This is a genomic window from Burkholderia sp. 4NA327C6 (assembly GCF_005502655.1).
In the GTDB taxonomy this organism is placed as follows: domain Bacteria; phylum Pseudomonadota; class Gammaproteobacteria; order Burkholderiales; family Burkholderiaceae; genus Burkholderia; species Burkholderia contaminans.
In genome coordinates this window covers 60,856-85,621 of sequence record NZ_SCNZ01000026.1, presented here as the reverse complement: position 1 = coordinate 85,621, position 24,766 = coordinate 60,856, and the positions used below count along the sequence as shown (strand labels likewise).

The window sequence follows — 24,766 nt, the reverse complement described above, 5'->3', positions numbered from 1 at the left end:
GATGGCGGTACTGGACAATGTTTTGTCCTTTTCGATGGGAATCTTCGGGGAGCCAATGCCAGCAAGGAGGAGCGGGGTGGTGTCGTCTACCGGACGAAAATCTCTTTAATCTTCAAGTGCTTCCGGAGAATAAAAAAGGACTGCGGATAAAAATGGCCGGATTCGAAATCGACGAGAAATAGTGAGGATCTGGAGCGGTAAATCGAACATTGTCAGAAGCATTTGACAATGATTTACAGAAAACTTTCATGATTATCTCGATAATGCCGCCTCGTGTCGGACGGAAGCCACCATGCGCTGCCGTTTGTGTCCGCCACGTCAACTACTCCATTTGCAGTCCTTACGGGAAACGTCATGAAAAAATCCATCCTGACCGCTGTCGCACTCGCGGCCCTGTCGACCTCGGCCTTCGCAGCGGGCACCGGCACGATCAACTTCACGGGCGAGATCGTCGCGGGCGCATGCGGCATCGATTCGGGCTCGGTCAACCAGACCGTGAACCTCGGCAAGGTGCCGACCAACGTGTTCAAGCAGGCTGGCGACAAGTCCACGCCGACCAACTTCGACATCAAGCTGACCGACTGCGACACGAGCGTCGCGCAGAACGCGTACTTCACGTTCACGGGCACGTCGAGCGCAGGCCAGCCGAAGCTGCTCGCGACCATCGGTTCGGCGACCAACGTCGGCATCCGCCTGCAGGCAGCGTCGGGTGAATACCTCGACAACGGCGCCGAGCAGAAGGCACCGACCGTGCTGCAGAACGGCACGAACGTCGCGCGCTTCGCTGCGATGTACGAAGCAACCGCAGCCGGCGTGACGCCGGGTACCGCCGAAGGCGTCGCGAACTTCACCGTCCGCTACCAGTAAGCCGCCGTACCGGGGAAGGGTGCGCGCACCCTTCCTCGTTCGTTTTTCCTCTTTTCTCCCTCCCTGGACTTCCGGTAGCGCCGCGTGCGAATCAGACATTCCTTCCTTTGCGTCTCCGTGCTGGTTGTCGGCAGCCAGAGCCATGCGACGGAATTCAATTCGTCGTTCCTGAACATCGACGGCTCGAACAACGTCGACCTGTCGCAGTTCTCGCAGGCGGACTTCACGCTGCCCGGCGAGTACATGCTCGACGTGCAGGTCAACGACCTGTTCTACGGGCTGCAGGCGATCGAGTTCATCGCCATCGACACGTCGGGGGCGGGAAAACCGTGCCTGCCGCCGGAACTCGTCGCGCAGTTCGGGCTGAAGCCGTCGCTGCTGAAGGACCTGCCGCGCTTCCAGGGCGGACGTTGCGTCGATCTCGGCGCGATCGAGGGGGCGACCGTGCGATACCTGAAAAGCGACGGGCGGCTCAAGATCACGATTCCGCAGGCCGCGCTCGAGTTCACCGACTCGACCTACCTGCCGCCGTCGCGCTGGTCCGAAGGGATTCCGGGCGCGATGCTCGACTATCGCGTGATCGCGAACACGAACCGCAATTTGGGTACGGGCGGCAGCCAGACGAATTCGATCCAGGCCTACGGGACGGTTGGCGCGAACTGGGATGCATGGCGCCTTCGCGGCGACTACCAGGCGCAATCGAACGTGGGCAATACGGCCTACGCGGACCGCACGTTCCGCTTCAGCCGGCTTTATGCATTTCGTGCGCTGCCGTCGATCCAGTCGACGGTGACGTTCGGCGACGACTACCTGACGTCGGATATTTTCGACACGTTCGCGCTGACGGGCGCGTCGATCCGCAGCGACGACCGCATGCTGCCGCCTTCGCTGCGCGGCTATGCGCCGCTGATCTCGGGCGTCGCGCGCACCAACGCGACCGTGACCGTTTCACAGGCAGGCCGCGTGTTGTACGTGACGCGCGTGTCGCCGGGCGCGTTCGCGCTGCAGAACATCAATACGAGCGTGCAGGGCACGCTCGACGTCGCGGTCGAGGAAGAGGACGGCAGCGTGCAGCGCTTCCAGGTGACGACGGCCGCCGTGCCGTTCCTCGCACGCGCCGGGCAGTTGCGCTACAAGGCTGCCGTCGGCAAGCCGCGTCAGTTCGGCGGCGCAGGCATCACGCCGTTCTTCGGCTTCGGCGAAATCGCGTACGGCTTGCCGTTCGACGTCACGGCGTACGGCGGCTTCATCGCCGCGTCGGGTTATACGTCGATCGCGCTCGGCGTGGGCCGCGATTTCGGCGCGTTCGGCGCGTTGTCGGCCGACGTCACGCATGCGCGGGCGAAGCTGTGGTGGAACGGCGCGACACGCAACGGCAACTCGTACCGCATCAACTATTCGAAGCACTTCGACGGGCTCGATGCCGACGTGCGCTTCTTCGGCTATCGCTTCTCCGAGCGCGAATACACGAACTTCGCACAGTTCTCGGGCGACCCGACCACGTACGGCCTCGCCAACAGCAAGCAGCGCTACTCGGCGACGCTGTCGAAGCGTTTCGGCGATACATCGACCTATTTTTCGTACGACCAGACGACCTACTGGGAACGTGCGAACGAGCAGCGCGTCGGCCTCACGCTCACTCGGGCGTTCTCGATCGGCACGCTGCGCAACCTGAACGTGAGCGTGTCGGCATTCCGTACGCAGAGCGCCGGTGCAAGCGGCAACCAGGTCTCGGTCACCGCGACGTTGCCGATCGGCGGCCGTCACACCGTCACGTCGAACCTGACGACGGGCAGCGGCAGCACGAGCGTGAACGCGGGCTACATCTACGACGATCCGGATGGCCGTACCTACCAGGTCAACGCGGGCGCGACCGACGGGCGTGCGTCGGCGAACGCGAGCTACCGCCAGCGCTCGTCGGCGTATCAGCTGACCGCGCAGGCGTCGACGCTCGCCAATGCGTATGCGGCGGCATCGCTCGAAGTCGACGGCTCGTTCGTCGCGACGCAATACGGCGTGTCGGCGCACGCGAACGGCAATGCCGGCGATACGCGCCTGCTGGTGTCGACCGACGGCGTGCCCGATGTGCCGCTGTCCGGCACGCTCTCGCGTACCGATTCGCGCGGCTATGCGGTGCTCGACGGCATCTCGCCGTACAACGTGTACGACGCGACCGTCAACGTCGAGAAGCTGCCGCTCGAAGTGCAGGTGACGAACCCGATCCAGCGCATGGTGCTGACCGACGGCGCGATCGGCTTCGTGAAGTTTTCCGCCGCGCGCGGCAGCAACCTGTACCTGACGCTGACCGACCCGGCCGGCAAGCCGCTGCCGTTCGGTGCATCGGTGCAGGACGTGGCGAACGGCAAGGAACTCGGCATCGTCGGCGAGGGCGGTGCGGCGTTCCTGACCCAGGTCCAGCCGAAATCCACGCTGGCGGTGCGGGCGGGCGAACGCACGCTCTGCACGATCGACACGCTGCCGAACCAGCTCCAACTCGAAGGCACGCCGATTCCGGTGACGTGCCAGACGCCCGGCGAGTCGCATGCAGCGGCTGCGCGGGTCGAACGATGAATTCATGGATCCAGCGATGAAAAACAGCTTCTCCCTTTCCTTTCCGCGGCGCGCATGGTGCGTGCTCGCGACCGCCGTTGCGCTGTTCGCCGGCGCCGCGCAAGCGGCGATCGTGCCCGACCGCACGCGCGTGATCTTCAACGAAGGCGAACAGGCCGCGATCGTCACGATCACCAACAAGAGCACGACGTACCCGTATCTCGTGCAGTCGTGGCTCGAGGACGCGAAGGGCAACAAGATCACGTCGCCGCTGATGGTCGTGCCGCCGCTGCAGCGCGTCGAGGCGAACGAGCGCAACGTGCTGCGGATCGCGAAGCTGCCGGGCACCGAGCTGCCGGCCGATCGCGAAACGGTGTTCTACCTGAACATCCGCGAAGTGCCGCCGAAGACGGATACGCCGAACACGCTGCAGATCGCGCTGCATACGCAGATGAAGCTGTTCTATCGCCCGAAGGCCGTGCAGCCGGCGCGCGACGAGGACTGGACGCTGCCGATGACGTTGCGGGTCGACTCGGCCGCGCACACGCTCGTGTTCGACAATCCGACGCCGTATCACATCACGATCGTCAACCTGGCTGCGGGGGCGCAGAAGACGCACGTGCCGCTGGAGCCGGTGATGGTGAGCCCGATGAGCAGGACGGACGTGCCGTTCAAGGCCGCGACGCCGTCGACGCTGTTCGTCACGCACGTGGACGACTACGGCGGCCAGGTGGCGGTGGAGTATGCGTGTGAGGCAGGTGCTTGCAAGAGCGTGAAGAAATGAGCGGCGGCGCGCGAAGCGGGGTGACGACGCGGATGCCCAAGTGGCTTCGGTGGTGTGTGATCGCGCTGTTCGTCATGCTTGCGCAGCCGGCGTGGGCGCTGAAGTGTATTGCGGACAACGGCGGCCTGTCGCTGACCGAGACGATTGGCAATGTCGCGTCGTATCCGACCGACGCGCCGGATGGCTACGTGATCTGGGTGTCGCCGCCGCGCACGACGACGGGCTATTGCTACAAGGATATCGGCGGGCTGCAGGATTTCCCCGAGCAGATCTACTTCTACGCGAACCCGGAGAAACAGAATCCGGCCGCGTGGGGGCTCGAAGTCGGCATTCGCTTCGAGGGCACGGACTATTACGGACGCAGCAGCCAGCCGGGGAATGGCATCGACACGCACCGCTCCGTGAAAATCTGCGAGATGAGCGACCGGCAGGTCAATGCCGGGATGTGTCCGAAATGGCCCATCAGCATTACGTATCAGGTGGTCATTCGCAAGCGGGGAGCGTGGACGAGGCCGCCTTCGGATATCTACGCGGTGTTTCAGTTCGACGGCGAGCGCGGGCTGAACAGCAAGGGAAGCTTCCGCTACAAGCTGAGCGGTCTGCAGAATCTCAAGCCGACACCCTGCATGGTCGACGTGAAGGTCACGCCCGAACCCGGCATCGTGAAGTTCGGCCAGGTGCAGGCGACCGGCAACGGCTTTTCGCCCGCGGTGCCGCGCAAGTCGTTCAGTCTCGCGCTGACCAAGCAATGCAACGTGCCGGTGCGCGTGGACGGCTACTTCGAGACGTCGCAGACCGTGCGTAACGGGCTGCTCGTACCGGATCCCAACAGCAATTTCGGCATTGGTATCGAAGACCGGAACGGCAAGGCGATCGCGTTCAACGAACAATTCGTGCTCGCCCAGATGCCGGCAAGCGTGAACTACCAGAGCGTGACGCTCGATGCCGTGCTGAAGGCGTTCGGCCCACCGAAGATCGGGCCGTTCAACGGAACGGCGACGATACGCTTGTTCATCTATTGACGCGGTAGGCCGGGCGCCGGACGGTCGCGCGCTCCCCGGTGGAGAGCAGCATCGGTAGAACGAAAAAACGCCGGCAAGCCGGCGTTTTTCGCATTTGCTGCGCGATGTTCAGCGCACCCAGCGGCAAACCTTGTGATGGTGATGCTCGAAGTGACACACGCGGTGCGGATGCGCTTCGGCGATGGCCGGCACGAGTACGGCGGCGGCGAGCGCCGCGACGGTCAGGGTTTTGAGTAGTGTCTTCATGTTTGAGGTCCTGTCGTTGAATAGTGGGTCACGGGAGCGGCAGCGCATCACCACTGCGGCCGCTGATCGTCGCGATGGTCGTCCCGGCGATCGTCGCGGCGGTCGTCATGCCCGCCGCGATGCTGAGCCTCCCAGTCGCGGCGCTCCCAGTAGCGATTTCCGTCCCAGTAACGATCGCCATGCCAGCCGATCGTGACTTCGGCCGAGGCAGGATAGGCGACGCAGCCGGTGAGCATCACGCTCGACAGCGCACCAATCATGACGGCGGATAACACGATGGATTTCATGTTGTTCTCCCTTGCGGAAACGGCACGTCAATCGTACGGGCCCTCAAAATTTCACGTGGTAAGAAGTTGCTACCGCGCATGACACGACGCTCCAGGCGTTTCGTCAGCACCCCGTGAACGCATCGGCAGCCGTATCCGCCGGACAGACGCATCGATCGCCGCCTGCCACGACCGACGGCATGCGTCCTATCTGCCCCGACAACGATTCCGCCGATTGTTCAGACAAATCCTGATGCCCGGAAGGGTCATTTCGTAATCGTATTGAGAATGATTTGCGTTTACGTTAAATTTCGCTATCTCGGAATTTGACGGAGCAGATCGATGGCGATGGCGGAAGTGCTCGACCGACCGGCGGCGGCAGCGGCAAACCCGTTCCTCGGCAGTTATCCCGACCGGCCGCCGCGTGCGCGCCGCACCGCGGAGCCTCGTGCGCAGGGCGCGTTGCTCGACGTGCTGATCTCGCATCGCGCGATGCTCGTCAATGTCGCGCGCGGCTTCGTCGGCTGCGCGAGCCGCGCCGAGGACGTCGTGCACGACGTGTTCGTGAAGCTCGTCGAATTCCCGAACCAGGATGCGGTGCGCCAGCCGGTCGCGTACGTGACGCGGATGGTGCGCAATGCGTCGATCGACGCGTGCCGCCGGCAAAGCCTCGAGAACGTCTATCACACGGAAGAGGACGACGGCTTCGACGTGCCGTCGCCCGAGCCGACACCGGAAGCCGCGCTGCTGACCCGCGACACGCTGCGGCGCGTGTGGGCGGCGCTCGACGATCTGCCGGCGCGCAGCCGTGCAGCCTTCGAGATGGTGCGGCTGCGCGAGGAGACGCTGCAGACCGCGGCGCGCGCGCTGAACGTGTCGCAGACGCTCGTGCATTTCATGGTGCGCGACGCGGAGCGTCACTGCGCGGAATGCCTCGACGCGTGCCATCGCGGCGTCGAGTGCCCGGTGTTCCTGGGCGGCCGCGCACGGCGCCGGTAAAAAAACGCGCCGGCCAACCGTCTATCAGACAGGAGCGGCCGAAACCGCCGCTTCGCCACCTTCAACCGCCCAGCGATTTCCGATCATGACGCAAGCCCCGACGCCTTCCGCCGACACCGACGATCTCGTCTACACGGTCGTCATCAACGACGAAGAACAGTATTCGATCTGGCCGACGTTTCGGCCCGTGCCGGCGGGCTGGCGCGAAGTCGGCGTGAGCGGCCCGAAAGCCGACTGCCTCGCGCACATCGAGACCGTCTGGACCGACATGCGCCCCGCGAGCCTGCGCCGCGCGATGGACGGCGAGCGCGCATCGCGCGCGTCGTGACCCGCTGCGCCGCGTTTCCGGCGCGCCACCTGAAGAGGACGTTGCATGACCCTGCTTTCGTTGCCGACGCTCGACGACCTGCATATCGAGCCGGGGCTGCCCACCGTCGTGTCGCCGCGCGGCGGCGACGGGATGTCGATCGACGACGTCGCGCCCCTCGCGCGCGAGATCGCGGCCGACACGCTCGAACGGGCGGGCGGCGTGTTGTTCACGGGTTTTCACGTGCCGTCGATCGACGCGTTCCAGCAATTCGCGGCATCGTTCGGCGATCCGCTGATCGGCTATGAATATGCGTCGACGCCGCGCAGCCAGGTGGAAGGCGCGGTCTATACGTCGACCGAATACCCGCCGCACCGCGCGATTCCGCTGCACAACGAGCAGTCGTATACGCGCGAATGGCCGCTGCGGATCTGGTTTCACTGCGCGCTTGCCGCGCCGAAGGGCGGTGCGACGCCGATCGCGGACAGCCGCGCCGTCTACCGCGCGCTCGATCCGGCGCTGATCGCGCGCTTCGAGAAGCGCGAGCTGCTGTACGTGCGCAATTTCGGGCAGGGGCTCGACCTGCCGTGGCAGCAGTCGTTCGGCACCGACGAGCCGGCCGAAGTCGAGCGGATGTGCGCGGCGCGCGGGATCGAGTGCGCCTGGCGCACCGACGACGACGGCGAGCTGCTGCTGCGTACCCGCGAACGCTGCCAGGCCGTCGCACGCCATCCGCGCACCGGCGACCGCGTGTGGTTCAACCAGGCGAACCTGTTTCACCTGTCGGCGCTCGACGACGACATGCAGGAAGCGCTCGTCGACGCGGTCGGGCTCGAGAACGTGCCGCGCAACGTGTATTACGGCGACGGGGAACCGCTCGAAGCCGATGCGCTCGCGGAGATTCGCGGCGTGCTCGACCAGCAGAGCATCGTGTTCCCGTGGCGCACGGGCGACGTGCTGATGCTCGACAACATGCTGACCGCGCATGCGCGCGACCCGTTCGAGGGGCCGCGCAAGGTCGTCGTCGCGATGGCGCAGAGTTATACGGTCCCGCGCGACCGAACGGAGGATTGATGACGCGTAGTACCGCCGCGCTTGCCGCGCGCGGGCTGTCGGTAGGATATCGCGACCATGTCGTGATCGACGGGCTGGACCTGTCGATCGCGGCCGGCCGCGTAACCGCGCTGTGCGGACCGAACGGCTGCGGCAAGAGCACGCTGCTGCGCACGCTCGCGGGCCTGCAGCCCGCGCGTGCCGGCCATGTCGAAGTGAACGGCCAGCCGCTCGCGTCGTTTCGCCGTCGCGCGCTCGCGCGCGAGCTCACGATGCTCGCGCAGTTCAACCAGATTCCGTCGGGCCTCACGGTGCGCGAGCTCGTCGCGTACGGACGTTATGCGTACGGCGGCTTCCTGCGCGGCCTGTCGAGGGCCGACCATGCGGCGATCGACGAGGCGCTCGAGACGAGCGGCCTCGCGGGCGATGCGGACCGTGACGTCGGTGCGCTGTCGGGCGGCGAGCGACAGCGCGCATGGATCGCGATGGCGCTCGCGCAGCAGGCGCCGATCGTGCTGCTCGACGAACCGACGACCTATCTCGACATCCATCACCAGCTCGACATCCTCGATGCACTGCGCACGCTGAACCGCACGCGCGGGCTGACGATCGTGTGGGTGCTGCACGACCTGAACCAGGCGGCCGCGTACAGCGACGAGATCGTGCTGATGCGCGCGGGCCGTCTCGTCGCGCAGGGCACGCCCGACGCGATGCTCGATCCGGCGCGGCTGCGCGCGGCGTTCGGCGTCGAGATGCTGAAGCTTTCGCATCCGCAGACGGGCGCGCCGATGTGCGTGCCGGCCTACGGGCGGACGACCGACGGCGTGCCGCAGGCAGCCGGCATCTTCGACCGGGATCTCGCCGTATGACGACGTTCGCGATGCGCAAGCGCCTCGCGGCGGCGGGGAAGGGCACGGCGTCGGGCCGGGCCAGTGCAATCGCGTTCGGCCTCGTCGCGCTGATTGCCGCGCTCACGGTTCTGCGCGTCGCCCCCGATCTGCGCGTGTGGTGGGATGCCGTGCCCGGCAGCGATGCCGCTGCGCTCGCGCACGTGTTCCTGTTCGACCTCAACCTGCCGCGTGTCGCGGCCGCGCTCGTCGCGGGCGGCTGCCTCGGCATCGCGGGCGCGCTGTTCCAGTCGCTCACGCGCAATCCGCTCGCGTCGCCCGACCTGCTCGGCGTGACGGGCGGTGCCCAGCTCGGCCTGCTCGCGGCAATGCTCGTGCCGGCGCTGGCCGGCGTGGCGTCGGTGCCGCTGCTGTTCGTCTGCGGGCTGGCCGCGGCCGCCTGCGCGATCGTCGCGGCCGGCGGCTGGCGCGCGACACCGTTGCGCCTCGTGCTCGCGGGCAGCGTGTGCATGCTGCTGTTCGCGGCGCTGTCGACGCTCGTGCTCGCCTTCTTCGAGCAGAACATCGCGGGCGCCGCGCTGTGGACCAACGGCAGCCTCTACCAGCCGGGCGCGACGGGCCTGGCGCTCGCCGCGCGCTGGCTCGTCGTGCCGCTCGTCGCGTTGCCGTTCGTGATCAGGCCGCTCAATCCGCTCACGCTCGGCGACGATGCGGCGGCCGCGGCCGGCGTGCGCGTCGATGCGACGCGGCTCGCCGCGACGATCGTCGCGGTCGCGTTCACGAGCGTGGCGGTCAGTATCGCGGGCCCGCTGTCGTATGTCGGCCTCGTCGCGCCGAACCTGTTGCGCCAGGTACGCGGCGCGCGTGCGGCGCGGCTCGGCGTGCTGGTGCCGCTGTCGGCGCTCGCCGGCGGTGCGCTCGTGCTCGTCACCGACAGCGCGGTGCTCGCGTCGGGTCTCGACGCCCCGCTGTCGACCGGCGTCGCGATCGCGCTGGTCGGCACGCCGCTGCTGCTGGCGATGATCCGGCCCGGCGCCGCGTGGTCGGGCGTGCTGCACGCGGACGCCGAACGCGCGGCCGGCGGCGGCTCGACGCGGCTCGTCGGCTGGCTCGAACGGCTCGGCTGGCCGCTGCGCACGGCGCTGTTCGTCGCGGCGGGCGTGCTGATCGTGTTCGTCGGCGTGTCGGCCGGCCCCGAGTGGCTGTCGATCGCGCGCTGGTCCGATGCGCTGTCCGGCCACGATGCGCTCGCGCGGATGCTGATCGACCTGCGCATGCCGCGCCTGTTGTGCGCGCTGCTTGCCGGCGCGCTGCTCGCGGTGAGCGGCGTCACGATGCAAAGCGTCGTGCGCAATCCGCTCGCGGGCCCCGAAGTGCTCGGCGTCACGCAGGGCGCGGGGCTCGTCACGCTGTTCGCGTTGTCGACGTGGCCGCTGATGGGTCATGTGACGCTCGCGGCGGCTGCGCTGATCGGCGGCGGCCTGTCGCTCGCGATCACGCTCGCGCTGAATCACCGGCATCGCTATGCGCCGCTCGCGGTGGCGCTGACGGGTATCGTGATCGGCGCGCTGTGGACCACGCTCGCGCAATGGCTGATCACGCAGGAAAGCGTGCAGCCCGCACGCTTCGTCGTGTGGCTCGTCGGCGGTACCTATGGCCGGAGCTGGGGCGAGGTGTCGATGCTGCTGCCGTGGTGCGTGCTCGCGGTGCCCGTGTTCGCATGGCTCGCGAAACCGCTCGACATGCTCGCGCTCGGCGACGACCAGGCGGCCGCGCTCGGCCTGCCGGTGGCTGCATTGCGGCCGCTCGCGCTGACGATCGCGACGCTCGCCGCGTGCGCGGCCGTCGCGGCGGTCGGGCCGGTCGGCTTCATCGGGTTGATGGCGCCGCACGTCGCGACGATGCTCGGCGCGCGCCGGCACCGGACGCGGCTGTGGCTCGCGGCCGCTTGCGGCGCGCTGATCCTGGGTGTGGCGGATCTCGCGGCGCGTACGGTCGTCGCGCCGCGCGAAGTGCCAGCCGGCGTGCTGACCGCGCTGATCGGCGCGCCGTACCTGCTCGGGCTGCTGATCCTCGAGGGGCGCCGCGCCCGGCGCGCAGGGCGATGACGCCCGCGCTCGACGGCGCGCGCGCCACGCGTTTTTCGACATTCGCGCCCGAACCGTTCGCCGAACACCTCGACGTCGTCTGGCTCGGCATACCGGACGACGCTCACGATGCACCGGGCCGTATCGTTGTACCCGTGAGCGAGTTGCCCGCGCACCGCGACATCGTGCTCGACGCGATGGTCGGCCATTACGGTGGCGATCCGGCGCAGCATGCGCGCGCGCTGATGTCGCAATGGAGCAAATACTATTTCGGCCGCGCGGCGCCGGCCGGCGTCGTCGCCGCGCTGACGCTCGGCCGGCCGCTCGACATGACGCCCGAGCGGACGTTCGTCGCGCTCGACGACGGGATGCCCGCCGCGCTGTATTTCCCGCACGATGCGCTCGGCGCACCGTGCGACGACCCGGCGACCCGCTATGCGGGGCTCGTCGCGCATCTCGGCGCGGTGATCGACCTGCTCGCGGCGATGGGCCGCGTCACGCCGCGCGTGCTGTGGAGCAACGCGGGCAATCTGCTCGACTATCTGCTCGATACGTACCGTTCGCTGCCATCCTCGGCCGATCCCGTGCGCGATGCGGACTGGCTGTTCGGGTCGAGCTGCGTGCACGGCGAGCCGAATCCGCTGCGCGCCCCCGTGCGCGATGCCGTGCCGCGCTCGGCGCTGCTGCCGACGCCGTTTCGCGCGCGCCGCGTGTGCTGCCTGCGCTATGAAATTCCCGGAGAAACGCAACTGTGTGGAAGCTGCCCCTTGCTACTGACGATGGACGACGCGGCGCTGGCCGAGCAGGACGCGATCCGGTGACGGATACCGGCCGCCGGCACGCGCTCGGCGCACTCGCGGCGCTCGGCGCCGCGTGCTGCGGCGCGCTTTCCGCTTCGTCCCGCGCGGTTGCCGCGACGCTCGATGCCCATCGTGCTCAGGGCGTACGTACGCCGGGGGCGGTGTCGCTGGCCGGCAATCCCGTCGTGTCGCAGGCGAGCGCGACGATGCCGGTGCGCCCGCAACGCGTGGTCGCGCTCGACTTCATGTTCGCGGAAAGCGTGATCGCGCTCGACATCGTGCCGGTGGGGATGGCCGATACCGCGTTCTATCCGGGCTGGCTCGGCTATCAAAGCGACCGGCTCGCGAACGTGACCGATATCGGGTCGCGCCAGGAGCCGGGCCTCGAAGCGATCGCGGCGGTCAAGCCCGACCTGATCATCGGTGTCGGTTTCCGGCATGCGCCGATTTTCGATGCGCTCGACCGGATCGCGCCGACGATCCTGTTTCAATTCAGTCCGAACGTGTCGGACGGCGGCGTGCCGGTCACGCAGCTCGACTGGATGCGGCAGATCTTCCGGACGATCGGTGCGGTGACGGGGCGCGACGCACGTGCGCAGGCGGTCGATGCGCAGCTCGATGCGGGCATCGCGCGCAATGCGGCGCGGCTCGCGGCCGCGGGCCGCAAGGGCGAGCGCGTCGCGCTGCTGCAGGATCTCGGCTTGCCCGACCGCTACTGGGCGTATACGGGCAACAGCACGTCGGCGGGCCTCGCGCGGGCGCTCGGGCTCGATCCGTGGCCGAAGAAGCCGACGCGGGAAGGCACGCTGTACGTGACGTCCGCCGACTTGCTCAGGCAGCGCGACCTGGCCGTGATGTTCGTGACCGCATCGGGGATGGACGTGCCGCTGTCCGCGAAACTCGATTCGCCGGTGTGGCGCTTCGTGCCCGCAATGAAGGAACACCGGATCGCGCTGATCGAACGCAACATCTGGGGGTTCGGCGGGCCGATGTCGGCGCTGAAGCTGGCCGACGTGATGACCGATACGATGCTGAAGCTGCCGGCCGCGCGTTGAGTGTGCGGCGGTCGATCGGTGGAGGGTTGCCGCTTCGACTTCGACGGGCAGGGCGTTGCGGTTGCCCCGACTCGCGGTGAATCACCGGGTCCTTCCACGAACGCGCCACGCTGCGCACCCTAAACATTCCCTTCCGAAACGAAAATCGCCGACGCACTGCCATTGCAGCGCGTCGGCGATTTTTCGCCGACTTGCCGTGTTACGCGCTCAGCGCATCGACACCATCCTGCGCGCGAGACCGCGCCGGCGTCGTGTCGCTGACGATGCGCCCGTTGTCGAGCTTCAACAGGCGGTCGGCGAGATCGAAGTAGCGGTCGTCGTGCGTGATCACGATCACCGCCTTGCCGCGCGCACGCAGCTCGGGCAGCAGTTGTTCGTAGAACACGGCCTTGAACGACGGGTCCTGGTCGGCCGCCCATTCGTCGAACAGGTAGAACGGCCGGTCCTCCAGGTACGCGACGACGAGCGCGAGCCGCTTGCGCTGCCCGGTCGACAGTGCGCGGGTCGAGAACGCGCCGTCCACCACCTTTACCTTGTGATCGAGCGCGAGCTTCGCGACGAGCGCGTTCGCGCGTGCATCGGCCTGCGCGCGGGACGGATCGTCGGGATCGACGATGCCGAGCAGCGCATCGAACAGGTGGAAATCGTTGAACACCGCGCTGAAGCGCTGCCGGTACGCGGCGCGCTCGCGCCAGCCGATCGTGCGGCCGTCTACCTCGATCGTGCCTTCTTCCGGTTCGTAGAGCCCCGTCAGCACCTTCGCGAGCGTCGTCTTGCCGCTGCCGTTGCCGCCGACGATGAACACAAGCTCGCCCGGCCGGATCGTCAGGTTGATCGGCCCGATGCTGAACATCCGTTCGTCACGCTCGTGGAAGTACGCATGCGTGACGCCGCGCAGCGTGACGGCGCCGGCCGGCGGCACGTCGGGTGCGTCGGCTGCCGGCGGCACCGTGCGCAGCGCGCCGAATTCGGCCATCACGCCTTCGATCCGCGTGAGCGACACGCGGGCCGCGTTGACGGTCGGCAGGTTGTTCAGCAGCCCGTCGAGCGGCACGAGCATGAACAGGAACACGACGACGTAGCCGGCGGCCGCGGCCGGATCGGCATGCACGCCGAGCTGCGGCCAGAACGACGCGATGCCGAGGAACACATAGAACAGGAAGATGATCCAGCCGACCCCGACCGCATACGCGCTGAATGCGCGGCGGCGGTGGTCGCGCACTTCGCCGATCGCGGCGCCGAGCTGGCCGTCGACGAACTGGCGTGCGCGTTCATCGTGCAGCTTCAGCTCCTTCGCGCCGGAAAACAGCGAGCCGAGATAGCCGAACAGGCGATCCTGCGCCTGGCCGGCCGCCTCGAGCGCCGCGATCGCGCGGCGGTCGCCGGTGTGATAGCCGAGCGAGCCGGCGAGGATCGCGGCGAGCGCCAGCAGGCACACCGGCCACGACAGCCACGCGAGGTAGCCGAGGCAGCCGAACACGATCGAGCCGTGCATGACCAGGTTCGGCAGCGCGAAGAACAGCATCGACACGTTGGTGGCGTCGTCGGTCAGCACCGACTGCACGGGCGCCGCGCCGATCCGCTCGATGTCGCGCAGCTCGGCCGCGCCGACGCGCCGCGCGAGATGCACGCGCAGCCGCGCCATCGTGTCCTGCGACAGGCGCGCGAACAGCGTGCCCGACACGATCCGTGTGACGAGCGCGATCACCGCGCACAGTGCGAAGCGCCACGCGAGCGACGCGTCGGCCGCGCCCGGCTGCGACAGCGCGCGGTTCAGCGTCGCGACGAGCAGCACGCTCGCGACGCCGTTCAGCACGCACGCGGTGAGCGCCAGCGTGAGCGACACGCGGCTTTCGCGCAACAGCGCAAGGATCAGGCGCGCCGCGGGGCGGCCGGGGGAAGCGTCGAGGGACGGCGGGGAGGAAGGCTCGTGGGCGGCTGTCATCGGCAACGTCGGTAAAGGGAAGGCAAGCGAAAAAGCGGAAACGGCAAAACTGACGCGAAAGCGGCGGGCGAGGCGGGGCCCCGTTCCGGCTTTCCTCCCTGATAGACGAACGGGCCGCGCAAATATTTAGCGGCACGTTCAAAAAAGGCGTCCGCACGCGCTTTGAGCGCAAAACGGTAAAAAATCGGCGGCGCCATTCGTCACACCAGTGAAGCCGCCCCAAGCGGCCCCGAGACTTGGCCGAAGCGGCCGGACCGAAGGACTTCACGCACATGACGAGTTTCCCGACTGCGCTGCATCACCGAATCCGCGAACTGGCGCGCCTCGCGCCCGACGCACCCGCCATCGCGGTCCCTTTCCAGAATGACTTGCGCCTGACGCGCGGCGCGCTCGACGCGCGGGCATCGCGGCTGGCCCGGCAACTGCGCGCGGCCGGCGTCGGCGCGGAAGTGCGGGTGGGCGTGTGCGTCGAACGCTCGGGCGAACTGTTCGTCGCGCTGCTGGCCGTGCTGAAGGCGGGCGGCGTGTTCGTGCCGCTCGATCCGCGTCACCCGGCCGCGCGCCTCGACTGGATCGTCCAGGATGCACAGTTGCGGCACGGGATCGTCGATGCGGCCGGCCGCGCAGCGCTCGGCAAGCCGTTCGAACACGCGTTTGACGTGGCCGCCGACGCGGCGGATGGGCAGGAGATCGTTGCGGAGGACGAAGCAGTACCCGTCCACCCGCGTTCGGCCGCCTACATGATCTATACGTCGGGGTCGACCGGCACGCCGAAGGCGGTCGTCGTCGAACACGGGCCGCTCGCCGCCCATTGCGATGCACTCGCTGCCGCGCTGCCGATCGAGGCCGGCGACCGGCTGCTGCATTTCGCGTCGGTCAATTTCGATGCCGCGCACGAATGCTGGCTCGCGCCGCTCGCGACCGGCGCCAGCATCGTCGTGGCGCCGCCGCAGCCGTTCGCGCCGGATGCCGCGCATGAGTTGCTGGTGAGCGAATCGGTCAACGTGGCCGCGTTCCCGCCCGCGTACCTGCGCGAATTCGCGGCGGTGGCCGCGCGCGACGGCGTGCCGCCGGCACTGCGCGTGCTCGCGTTCGGCGGCGAAGCGCTGCCGCAGCAGGCATTCGAATTCGTGCGCAGCACCTTTCCGTCGGTACGCCTGATCAACGGCTACGGGCCGACCGAGGCCGTGATCTCGCCGATGCTGTGGCCGGTCGAGCCGGGCGAGACACCGGTGCTGGCCGCCGACGATGCGTACGCGTCGTTGCCGATCGGCCGCGTGATCGGGCCGCGCGTCGCGCGTGTCGACGGTGGCGAGGCCGAGGGCGTGGGCGAGTTGCTGCTGGGCGGCGTCTGCGTCGCGCGCGGCTATCACGGCCGCCCGGCGCTGACGGCCGAACGTTTCATTCCCGATGCGGACGGCGAACCCGGTGCGCGCGTGTACCGCACCGGCGATCTCGCGCGGCTGCGCGACGACGGTGCATTCGACTACCTCGGCCGCCTCGACGATCAGGTCCAGGTGCGCGGCGTACGCGTGGAGCCCGCTGAAATCGCCGCGTGCCTGCGCTCGCATCCGGCCGTGGCCGATGCGGCCGTGGTGGCCGAAACCGGCAACGGGCCGACGCGGCTGATCGCTTGCGTCGCGCTGCGCGGCGCGGCCGATGACGCAGCACTGAAAGAACATGTGGCCGCGAAGCTGCCGGCCGCATGGCAGCCGCACCGGTTCGTGCGGTGCGATGCGCTGCCGTACACGCTGAATGGCAAGATCGACCGTGCCGCGCTGCGCGAGCAGATCGCCGCCGCGCGCGACACCGCGCAACGCAGCGGCGACGCACCGCGCACGCCGACCGAACAACAGCTCGCCGGCCTCTGGCAGACGCTGCTCGGCCTCGACGTCACGCCGTCGCGTGACGATCGTTTCTTCGCGCTGGGCGCCGATTCGCTCGCCGCGATGCAGTTGCAGGCCGCAATCCGTGCGGCAGTGCGCGTGAACCTGCGGCTCGATGCGCTGTTCGCCGATCCGGCGCTGTTCGAACTGGCCGAAGCGGTCGATCGCGCGGAACGCGAAACCGGCGAGCCGCTGGCCATCATTTCCGCGCGCCGTGTACCGGCCGATGCGGCCGTGTCCGCCGCACCGCATGTCGACCGTGCCGCGTCGCTCGCCCAGCAACGTTTCTGGGTACTCGCGCAAACGCGCGATGCAAGCGCCGCGTATCACATCGCCGCGCACTGGACGATCGACGGCACGCTCGATCGCGCCGCGCTGCAGCGCGCGCTCGATCACGTGATCGGCCGCCACGAAGCCTGGCGCACGACGCTCGTCGACAACGACGACGGCGTCGTGATGCAGCGGATTCATGCCCGTCTGCCGGTGTCGATCGCCGACATCGACCTGCGCGACCAGCCGCCAGCCGCCCGCGACGCGCAAGTCGCGCGCCTCGCCGAGCGCGATGCGGCCGAGCCGTTCGACCTCGCACGCGGCCCGCTGCTGCGTGCGACGCTGGTCGCACTGGCCGACGACCGCCACCGCCTGCTGCTGACCGCCCACCACGCGATCACCGACGGCTGGAGCTCGCGCTGCGCGTTCGACGAACTGTCGGCCGCCTATCGCGCGTATGCCGAAGGCCGGGAACCGTCGCTGCCCGACCTGCCGATCCAGTACGCCGACTATGCGGACTGGCAACGCGACATGCTGGCCGGCGGCGAGGGCGAGCGCCAGCTCGACTACTGGCGCGGCGCGTTGCGCGACGTGCCAGGCCCGCTCGCGCTGCCGGTCGACCGGCAGCCGGGCGCCACACGCACGCTGCAAGGCGCGCGCGTGTCGGTGCGGCTGCCCGACGCGGTCGCGACCGACGTGCGGCGACTCGCGCGCGACGCGCAGGCAACGGTCTTCACGGTGCTGCTGGCCGCGCTCGATGCGTGGCTGTCGCGCGTGACCGGCGCAACGGACGTCGTCGTCGCGGTGCCGGTCGCGCATCGCCAGCGCCCGGAAACGCGCGCGCTGCTCGGGCTGTTCCTGAATACGGTTGCGCTGCGTGTGAAAGTGGCGCCGACGCTGCCGTTCCGCGCGCTCGTCGATGCGGCGCGCACGGCGGCGCTCGACGCGGTCGCGCATCAGGACGTGCCGTTCGAGCGCGTCGTCGACGCGGTGAAGCCGCCGGTCAAGCGCGGCGACGAATGGCTGCGCGTGAAATTCGCGCAGCAGTTCGACGCGCGGCACGACAGCGTGCTGCCGGGCGCGACGGCCGTTGCAACGCCGGGGCCCGACCTGGCCGCACGCTTCGACTTCGCCGTGGATTTCACCGACGATGCAAATGGCATCGAACTGGTCGCGGCCTATGCGACCGACTGCATCGATGCCGACACCGCGCGCGCGTGGCTCGACAGCTACGCGGCGCTCGTCGGTGCGGCCGCGCGCGATCCGCAGCAAACTACGGCCGTATTGCCGTGCGACGCATCGGCCGCTTCGCGCCAGCCGCGCGACGGCCGTGCGCTGCGCATCGAACATGCTGACATCGTCGCCGCGTTCGCGCGGCAGGCAGCCGCGTATCCGCATCGCGTCGCGCTCGCCGATGCGTCGGCGTCGCTGACGTTCGCCGAGCTCGACGACGCATCGAACCACGTCGCTCGCGCGCTGACCCAGCGCGGCGTGGCGGCCGAGACGTCCGTCATCGTCTGCATCGAACGCTCGGCGCGCTTCGTCGTCGGCCTGCTCGGCGCACTGAAGGCCGGTGCGCTCGCCGTGTTGCTCGATCCCGCGCAGCCCGCCGCGCGACTGGCCGCGGCGGCCGCCGACTGCGGCGCGCGCTGGGCGCTCGTCGCGGAACCGGCCGCATGGCCTGCCGGCATCGACGCACAGCCGCTTGACGTCGACACGCTCGCGCAGGACGCAACCCTCGCGCATGCAACCGGCGTGCGCATCGCACCGCATCCGGAGCAGGGCGCATACCTGATCTATACGTCGGGCTCGACCGGTACGCCGAAGGGCGTCGTCGTGTCGCACGGGGCGCTGGCCGACTACGTGCAGGGGATGCTCGACGAACTCGCGTTCGCTCCGGACGCGTCGTTCGCGATGGTGTCGACCGTCGCGGCCGACCTCGGCCACACGACGCTGTTCGGCGCGCTGTGCGCGGGCCGTACGCTGCACCTGCTGCCGGCCGCGTGCGCGTTCGATCCGGACCTGTTCGCGGACGAGATGCGCCGCCGCGACGTCGGCGTCCTGAAGATCGTGCCGAGCCACCTGCAGGCGCTGCTCGACGCACGTGTGCCGGCCGACGTGCTGCCGCGCCACGCGCTCGTGACGGGCGGCGAAACGCTCACGTGGGCGCTCGTCGCGCGCGTGGCCGCGCTTGCGCCGGCCTGCCGCGTGATCAACCACTACGGGCCGACCGAAGCGACCGTCGGCGCGATCGCCTGCGACACGGCGTCGATCGCCGCCGATGCGCGCGATCCGGCGAGCGGCGTGCCGCTCGGCCTGCCGCTGCCGAATGCGCGCGCGCTGGTGCTCGACGCGTTCGGCGCATGCGTGCCGGCCGGTGCGACGGGCGAGCTGTACCTGGGCGGGCCGGGCGTCGCGCGCGGCTACCTGGGGCGTCCGGCGCAGACCGCCGAGCGCTTCGTACCCGATCCGTTCACACCCGGCGCGCGGCTGTATCGCACCGGCGACCGCGTGCGGTTGTGCGCGGACGGCCGTCTTGCGTTCCTCGGCCGTATCGACGACCAGGTGAAGATTCGCGGCTACCGCGTCGAACCGGGCGAGGTGAGTGCGGCAGTGCGTGCGGCCGGCCCGATCGCACAGGCCGAAACGCTCGCGATCGACCACGACGGCCGCCTGCGGCTCGCGACGTTCGTCGTGATGCGCGACGGTTCGACATTCGACGAGGCGGCCCTGCGCGCGGCACTTGCCGCCAAGCTGCCCGACTACATGGTGCCCGCGCAGTTCGTCGCGCTCGTGCGCCTGCCGGTCACCGCGAACGGCAAGATCGATCGCGCGGCGCTGCGTGAACTGGCGGCGGCGCCGGTCGTGACCGCCTCCGGCGATGCACCGCAGGGCGCGGTCGAAACGGTGCTCGCCGAAGTCTGGCAGGCCGTGCTGAAAGCGCCGAAGGTCGGCCGCGACGACAACTTCTTCGAGCTCGGCGGCGATTCGATCCTCGTGCTGCAGGTGATCGCCCGCGCGCGCAAGCGTGGTGTGCGCTTCACGCCGAAGCAGCTGTTCGACGGCCCGACGGTCGCCGAACTCGCGCGTACCGCGAAGACGGAGGACGTGACTGCCGCCGCCGCGCAGCCTGCCGTTGCAGCCGCCGCCAGCGCGCCGGTAGCAGCAAGGGTCCTGACGCCTGCGCAGCAGCGCTTCTTCGCGCTCGATATCCCGCATCCGGGCCACTGGAACCAGTCCGTTGCGTTCGACGTGCGCGGGCCGTTCGACGCCGAGGCATTCGCGCGCGCGTTCGACGCATTGCTGACGCATCACGACGCGTTCCGCCAGCGTTTCGCACGCGGCGCGGACGGCAACTGGCATGCGAGCGACGCGGCGAAACCGTACGACGCGCTGCCGTTCGTCGAAGTCGCCGCGTGTGACGAAGTCGACGCACTCGCGCGCTTCGACGCGCTGCAGCGCCGTCTCGACCTCGGCCGCGGGCCGCTTGCCTGCGCCTGCGCGGCACGGCTGCCGGACGGCGCGACGCAGCTGTATCTGGCGATTCACCATGCGATCGTCGATGGCGTGTCGTGGCGCATCCTGCTCGACGACCTCGACACGGCCTACCGCGCCGCATGCGAACGCGCGCCGGTTCGACTGTCGCAGCCGGGCCTGCGTGCGGATGCATGGGCTGCACGGCTCGCCTGTGCGGCAACGGAACCGGCATCGCCGCTCGCGGCCGAGGCCGCGTACTGGGCCGGCATGGTGCAGGGTGACGACATCGTGCCCGATCATCCCGACGCAGCGGCGACGAACGCCGATGCGGCCGCTGTCGTGCAGACGATCGACGCGGCGTTGACCCGGGCGGCGCTGACCGATGCGCACGCGGCCTACCGCACGCAGACGATCGAACTGCTGGGCGCGGCGCTTGCCCTGGCACTGGCCGGCGTGAGCGGTGCCGCATCGTGCCGCGTCGAACTGGAAGGGCATGGCCGCGAGGCGCTGTTCGACGACGTGGATGCCAGCCGCACGATCGGCTGGCTGACGAGCCACTACCCGGTGACGTTGCCGGTCGCGGCCACGGCAAGCGACACGCTGTGCGCGGTCAAGGACACGCTGCGCGCGGTGCCGCACAAGGGGCTGGGCTTCGGCGTGCTCGCGCATTACGGCGATGCGGCGACGCGAGCGGCGCTGGCCGCCGTGCCGCGTCCGCGCGTCACGTTCAACTATCTCGGCCAGTTCGATGCGCCGCGCGACGCAACGCTCGTGCCGCACTTCGGCGGCACCGGCGTCGAGCGTGATCCGCAGGGGCCGCTCGGCAATACGCTCGCGATCCACGCATACCTCGACACGGATCGCGACGGCGCACGCACGCTGAAAGTGCACTGGGTCTACGGCGCACCGCAATTCGAGCGCGCGACGATCGACGCATTCGCCGAACGTTTCGCGGCGGCGCTGCGCGAGCTCGTCGACGCCTGCGCGTCGCGCGTGGCGCATCGCGGCGGTGGTGCGACGCCGGGCGATTTCCCGCTCGCGCAGGCTGCCGGGCTCACGCAGGCCGCGATCGAGCGCACGCCGCTCGACTGGCGCGCGATCGACGACGTGTATCCGTTGTCGCCGATGCAGCAGGGCATCCTGTTCCATGCGCTGTTCGCCCCCGGTCATGCCAGCTACGTCAACCAGCTCGTCGCGACCGCGACCGCGCTTGACGCCGACCGGCTCGCGGCCGCGTTCGACGCGTCGATCGCGCGCCACGACATCCTCCGCACGAGCGTGATGCCGGACGAAGCCGCGCCGCTGCAATGCGTGCATCGTCATGCGCGGATGCCGGTCGAGCAGCTCGACTGGCGCACTCGCGGCGACGCGTTCGACGCCGATTTCGACACCTGGCTCGCCGCCGATCGCGCACGCGGCTTCGACTGGCGCGAGCCGCCGCTGATGCGGCTCACGTTGATCCGCGTGACTGACGACGCATGGCGCGTCGTGTGGACGCGTCACCACGTGCTGCTCGACGGCTGGAGCACCGCGCGCCTGCTCGCCGGCGTGCTGCGCGACTATCGCGATCCGGACGCCGTGTCGCCGTTCGCGAGCCGCCCGGCGCTGCGTTATCGCGACTTCATCGCGTGGCTCGGCACGCGCGACCGCGACGCCGACGAACGCTTCTGGACGGAACGCCTCGCACGACTCGACGCGCCGACGCTGATCGCGGAACGCACGGCCGACCGCGCGGATGCCGACATGGTCACGTGGCGCGCGACGCTCGATGCCGACACGCTGACGCGTGTCGCGCAGACGGCGCGTGCACTGAAGCTGACGGTCAACACGCTGGTGCAGGGCGCGTGGGCGCTCGCGCTGCAGCGGATGACGCACCAGCCGGCCGTCGCGTTCGGTGCGACCGTCGCGGGCCGCCCCGATTCGCTCGCGGACGTCGATTCGGTGCTTGGTCTCTTCATCAACACGCTGCCGGTGATCACGGCACCCGCGCCGCAACAACGCGCGGCCGACTGGCTGCAAACGCTGCAACGCGAGAACGCGGCCGCCGCCGAGCACGCCCACACGCCGCTTGCCGACATCCAGCGCTGGGCACGCGGCGCGGGCGGCGCACTGTTCGACACCCTGGTCGTGTTCGAGAACTACCCGGTCGACGATACGGTGCGCGACGCCGATCCGCGTGCGTTGGCGTTGAGCGGTGTGCGCAGCATCGAATCGACCGATTTCGCGCTGACGCTCGTGATCGAGAGCGGCGCCGAGCTGACGATCGACTATGGCTACGACACCGCGCGCGTCGATGCACGTCAGATTGAAACCTGGCACCGCGCCTTCGCGTGCGCACTCGATGCACTGGCCCGCACGCCGGATGCGTTGCTCGGCACGCTGTCGATCGCCGACGAAGCAACCCGTGACGCACTGGCGCAAGCGCAAGACACCGCCCGCGCATGGCCGGCTGCGCAGCAACAGCCGCTGCACCTGCAATTCGCCGATGCGGCACGGGCGACGCCCGACGCGATCGCGCTCGAATACGCGGACGTACACGGTGGCGTGCATCGCGCGACCTATCGCGAACTCGATGTCGGCACGTCACGCATCGCGGCTGCGCTGCGCCGGCGCGGCGTGCAGCCCGACACGCCGGTCGCGCTGTGCGTCGAGCGCTCGTTCGACATGGTGATGGCGCTGGTCGGCGTGCTGAAGGCCGGTGCGGCCTACCTGCCGATCGATCCCGACTATCCGGCCGAGCGCATCGCCTACATGCTGCGCGACGCGCGGCCGGCCGTCGCGATCACGCAGGCCCACCTGCGCGAGCAGGTCGAGGCCGCGCTTGGCGATGGCGTCGCGACGCAGTTGCTGACGGTGACGGACCTGCTCGCCGATGAAGCCGAAGGCGACGCCGCCGGCGCGACCGCCACGATCGACGATGCCCAGCTCGCGTACCTGATCTACACGTCCGGCTCGACCGGCAAGCCGAAGGGCGCCGGCAATACGCACGGCGCGCTCGCGAACCGGATCGCATGGATGCAGCACGCCTACCGGCTGACGCGCGACGACGTCGTGCTGCACAAGACGCCGTTCGGCTTCGACGTGTCGGTGTGGGAGTTCGTGTGGCCGCTGGCGATCGGCGCGAAGCTCGCGATCGCCGCGCCTGGCGACCATCGCGATCCGGCGCGTCTCGCAGCGGCGATCCATGCGCACGGCGTGACGGTGCTGCACTTCGTGCCGTCGATGCTCGCCGCGTTCGCCGCGTATCTCGACGATTTCTCGGCCGCCGCGCAGTGCGACAGCGTGCGCCTGATCGTCGCGAGCGGCGAGGCGCTCGCGACGGAACTCGTCGCAAAGCTGGCGCGGCTGCTGCCGAACGCGACGCTCGTGAACCTGTACGGGCCGACCGAAGCGGCAATCGACGTGTCGCACTGGACCTGCGGCCCCGACGACGCGCACGCGGTCGCCGTGCCGATCGGCCATCCCATCGCGAACCTGCAACTGCACGTGCTCGATGCGGCATGGCAGCCGGTGCCGGTGGGCGCCACCGGCGAACTGTATCTCGCGGGCGCGGGCCTTGCGCGCGGCTATCTCGGCCGCCCGGCGCTGACCGCCGAGCGCTTCGTGCCCGATCCGTTCGTGCCGGGCGCGCGCATGTACCGCACGGGAGACCTCGCACGCCGGCGCGCCGACGGTGCGCTCGACTATCTCGGCCGCGTCGACACGCAGGTGAAGCTGCGCGGCCAGCGGATCGAGCCGGGCGAGATCGAGGCATTGCTGCGCGCGGCGCCCGGCGTGAACGACGCGGTCGTGATCGTGCGCGACGAGCAACTGATCGGCTATGTCGCACGCGGCGACGCAGGCCCGCTCGACCGGGCGGCGCTGCTCGACGCGCTGCGCGCGCAGTTGCCGGCCTACATGGTGCCGTCGCAACTGATCGAACTCGACGCGTTGCCCGTGACGCCGAACGGCAAGTGCGACCGCCATGCGCTGCCCGCGCCGGTGCGCGAAGCGGCGGCCGACGTCGAGCTCGCGACCGACACCGAGCGCGCGCTCGCCGCGATCTGGCAACGCGTGCTGCACGTGGACGCGATCGGCCGCGACGGCGATTTCTTCCTGCTCGGCGGCCATTCGCTGCTCGCGACGCAGGCCCACGCGCAGGCGAACCTGCACTGGGGGCTCGCGTTGCCGCTGCGCACGCTGTTCGACGCACGCACGCTGGCGCGCTGCGCGGAAGCGATCGACGCGGCCTGCGCGGCCCGTGGCGAGACCGATGCGGCGAGCGCGATCGACGCGCTGCTCGGCGAACTGGAAACCCAATAAGG

The 24,766-nt window shown here is 69.3% G+C and carries 15 protein-coding genes; 12 read left to right on the top strand and 3 right to left on the bottom strand.

Annotation, left to right across the window (positions count from 1 at the left end):
• The first annotated feature begins 354 nt into the window (after positions 1-354).
• The 4 genes from FFS49_RS24700 (at position 355) to FFS49_RS24685 (ending at position 5,223) form a co-directional block, all read left to right on the top strand.
• Positions 355-867 carry a fimbrial protein gene (locus FFS49_RS24700; protein ID WP_027787455.1) on the top strand — a complete coding sequence of 171 codons (513 nt, stop codon included), beginning with the start codon at positions 355-357 and terminating at the stop codon, positions 865-867.
• 117 nt (positions 868-984) lie between these two features.
• Entirely contained in the window at positions 985-3,438 is a 2,454-nt protein-coding gene (locus tag FFS49_RS24695; RefSeq protein WP_105815846.1) for a fimbria/pilus outer membrane usher protein, read from the top strand.
• A 16-nt stretch (positions 3,439-3,454) separates the two neighbouring features.
• A complete protein-coding gene (locus FFS49_RS24690; protein ID WP_105815919.1) occupies positions 3,455-4,201 on the top strand; it encodes a molecular chaperone in 747 nt (248 codons plus the stop codon).
• Complete coding sequence (locus FFS49_RS24685; RefSeq protein ID WP_105815845.1) at positions 4,198-5,223, top strand: fimbrial protein; 1,026 nt, start codon at positions 4,198-4,200, stop codon at positions 5,221-5,223. Before FFS49_RS24690 ends, FFS49_RS24685 begins: the two co-directional genes overlap by 4 nt.
• Before the next feature lie 108 nt (positions 5,224-5,331).
• On the opposite strand, the gene FFS49_RS42100 is transcribed toward FFS49_RS24685, so the two are convergent.
• Both FFS49_RS42100 and FFS49_RS24680 read right to left on the bottom strand, forming a co-directional pair.
• Positions 5,332-5,469 carry an HHHH-motif protein gene (locus tag FFS49_RS42100; protein ID WP_163008971.1) on the bottom strand — a complete coding sequence of 46 codons (138 nt, stop codon included), beginning with the start codon at positions 5,467-5,469 and terminating at the stop codon, positions 5,332-5,334.
• A gap of 47 nt (positions 5,470-5,516) precedes the next feature.
• A complete protein-coding gene (locus FFS49_RS24680) occupies positions 5,517-5,756 on the bottom strand; it encodes a hypothetical protein (protein ID WP_105815844.1) in 240 nt (79 codons plus the stop codon).
• A gap of 321 nt (positions 5,757-6,077) precedes the next feature.
• On the opposite strand from FFS49_RS24680, the gene FFS49_RS24675 reads away from it, so the two are divergent.
• The 7 genes from FFS49_RS24675 (at position 6,078) to FFS49_RS24645 (ending at position 12,884) form a co-directional block, all read left to right on the top strand.
• Positions 6,078-6,734: an RNA polymerase factor sigma-70 gene (locus FFS49_RS24675; RefSeq protein WP_039358666.1), complete on the top strand. Its 657-nt coding sequence runs from the start codon at positions 6,078-6,080 to the stop codon at positions 6,732-6,734.
• Positions 6,735-6,819: 85 nt separating this feature from the next.
• Positions 6,820-7,062 carry an MbtH family NRPS accessory protein gene (locus FFS49_RS24670; RefSeq protein WP_039358664.1) on the top strand — a complete coding sequence of 81 codons (243 nt, stop codon included), beginning with the start codon at positions 6,820-6,822 and terminating at the stop codon, positions 7,060-7,062.
• A 45-nt stretch (positions 7,063-7,107) separates the two neighbouring features.
• A complete protein-coding gene (locus tag FFS49_RS24665) occupies positions 7,108-8,115 on the top strand; it encodes a TauD/TfdA family dioxygenase (RefSeq protein ID WP_105815843.1) in 1,008 nt (335 codons plus the stop codon).
• Positions 8,115-8,963, top strand: a complete 849-nt coding sequence (locus FFS49_RS24660) for an ABC transporter ATP-binding protein (RefSeq protein ID WP_105815842.1) — start codon at positions 8,115-8,117, stop codon at positions 8,961-8,963. Before FFS49_RS24665 ends, FFS49_RS24660 begins: the two co-directional genes overlap by 1 nt.
• Positions 8,960-11,050 (top strand): Fe(3+)-hydroxamate ABC transporter permease FhuB, encoded by a 2,091-nt coding sequence (gene fhuB / locus FFS49_RS24655; RefSeq protein ID WP_137951023.1) that lies wholly within the window; start codon positions 8,960-8,962, stop codon positions 11,048-11,050. Before FFS49_RS24660 ends, fhuB begins: the two co-directional genes overlap by 4 nt.
• Positions 11,047-11,850 (top strand): siderophore-iron reductase FhuF, encoded by an 804-nt coding sequence (fhuF, locus tag FFS49_RS24650; protein WP_105815840.1) that lies wholly within the window; start codon positions 11,047-11,049, stop codon positions 11,848-11,850. The genes fhuB and fhuF overlap by 4 nt, the downstream gene beginning before the upstream one ends.
• Positions 11,847-12,884 carry an iron-siderophore ABC transporter substrate-binding protein gene (locus FFS49_RS24645; RefSeq protein WP_105815839.1) on the top strand — a complete coding sequence of 346 codons (1,038 nt, stop codon included), beginning with the start codon at positions 11,847-11,849 and terminating at the stop codon, positions 12,882-12,884. The genes fhuF and FFS49_RS24645 overlap by 4 nt, the downstream gene beginning before the upstream one ends.
• Positions 12,885-13,083: 199 nt before the next feature.
• Here FFS49_RS24645 and FFS49_RS24640 read toward each other — a convergent pair whose 3' ends face one another.
• The gene (locus tag FFS49_RS24640) at positions 13,084-14,829 is read right to left on the bottom strand and encodes a cyclic peptide export ABC transporter (protein WP_105815838.1); all 1,746 of its coding nucleotides are present in this window, start codon (positions 14,827-14,829) and stop codon (positions 13,084-13,086) included.
• Between the two features lie 272 nt (positions 14,830-15,101).
• Between FFS49_RS24640 and FFS49_RS24635 the strand changes: the two genes are divergently transcribed.
• The gene (locus tag FFS49_RS24635) at positions 15,102-24,764 is read left to right on the top strand and encodes a non-ribosomal peptide synthetase (protein WP_105815918.1); all 9,663 of its coding nucleotides are present in this window, start codon (positions 15,102-15,104) and stop codon (positions 24,762-24,764) included.
• Positions 24,765-24,766 lie beyond the last annotated feature (2 nt).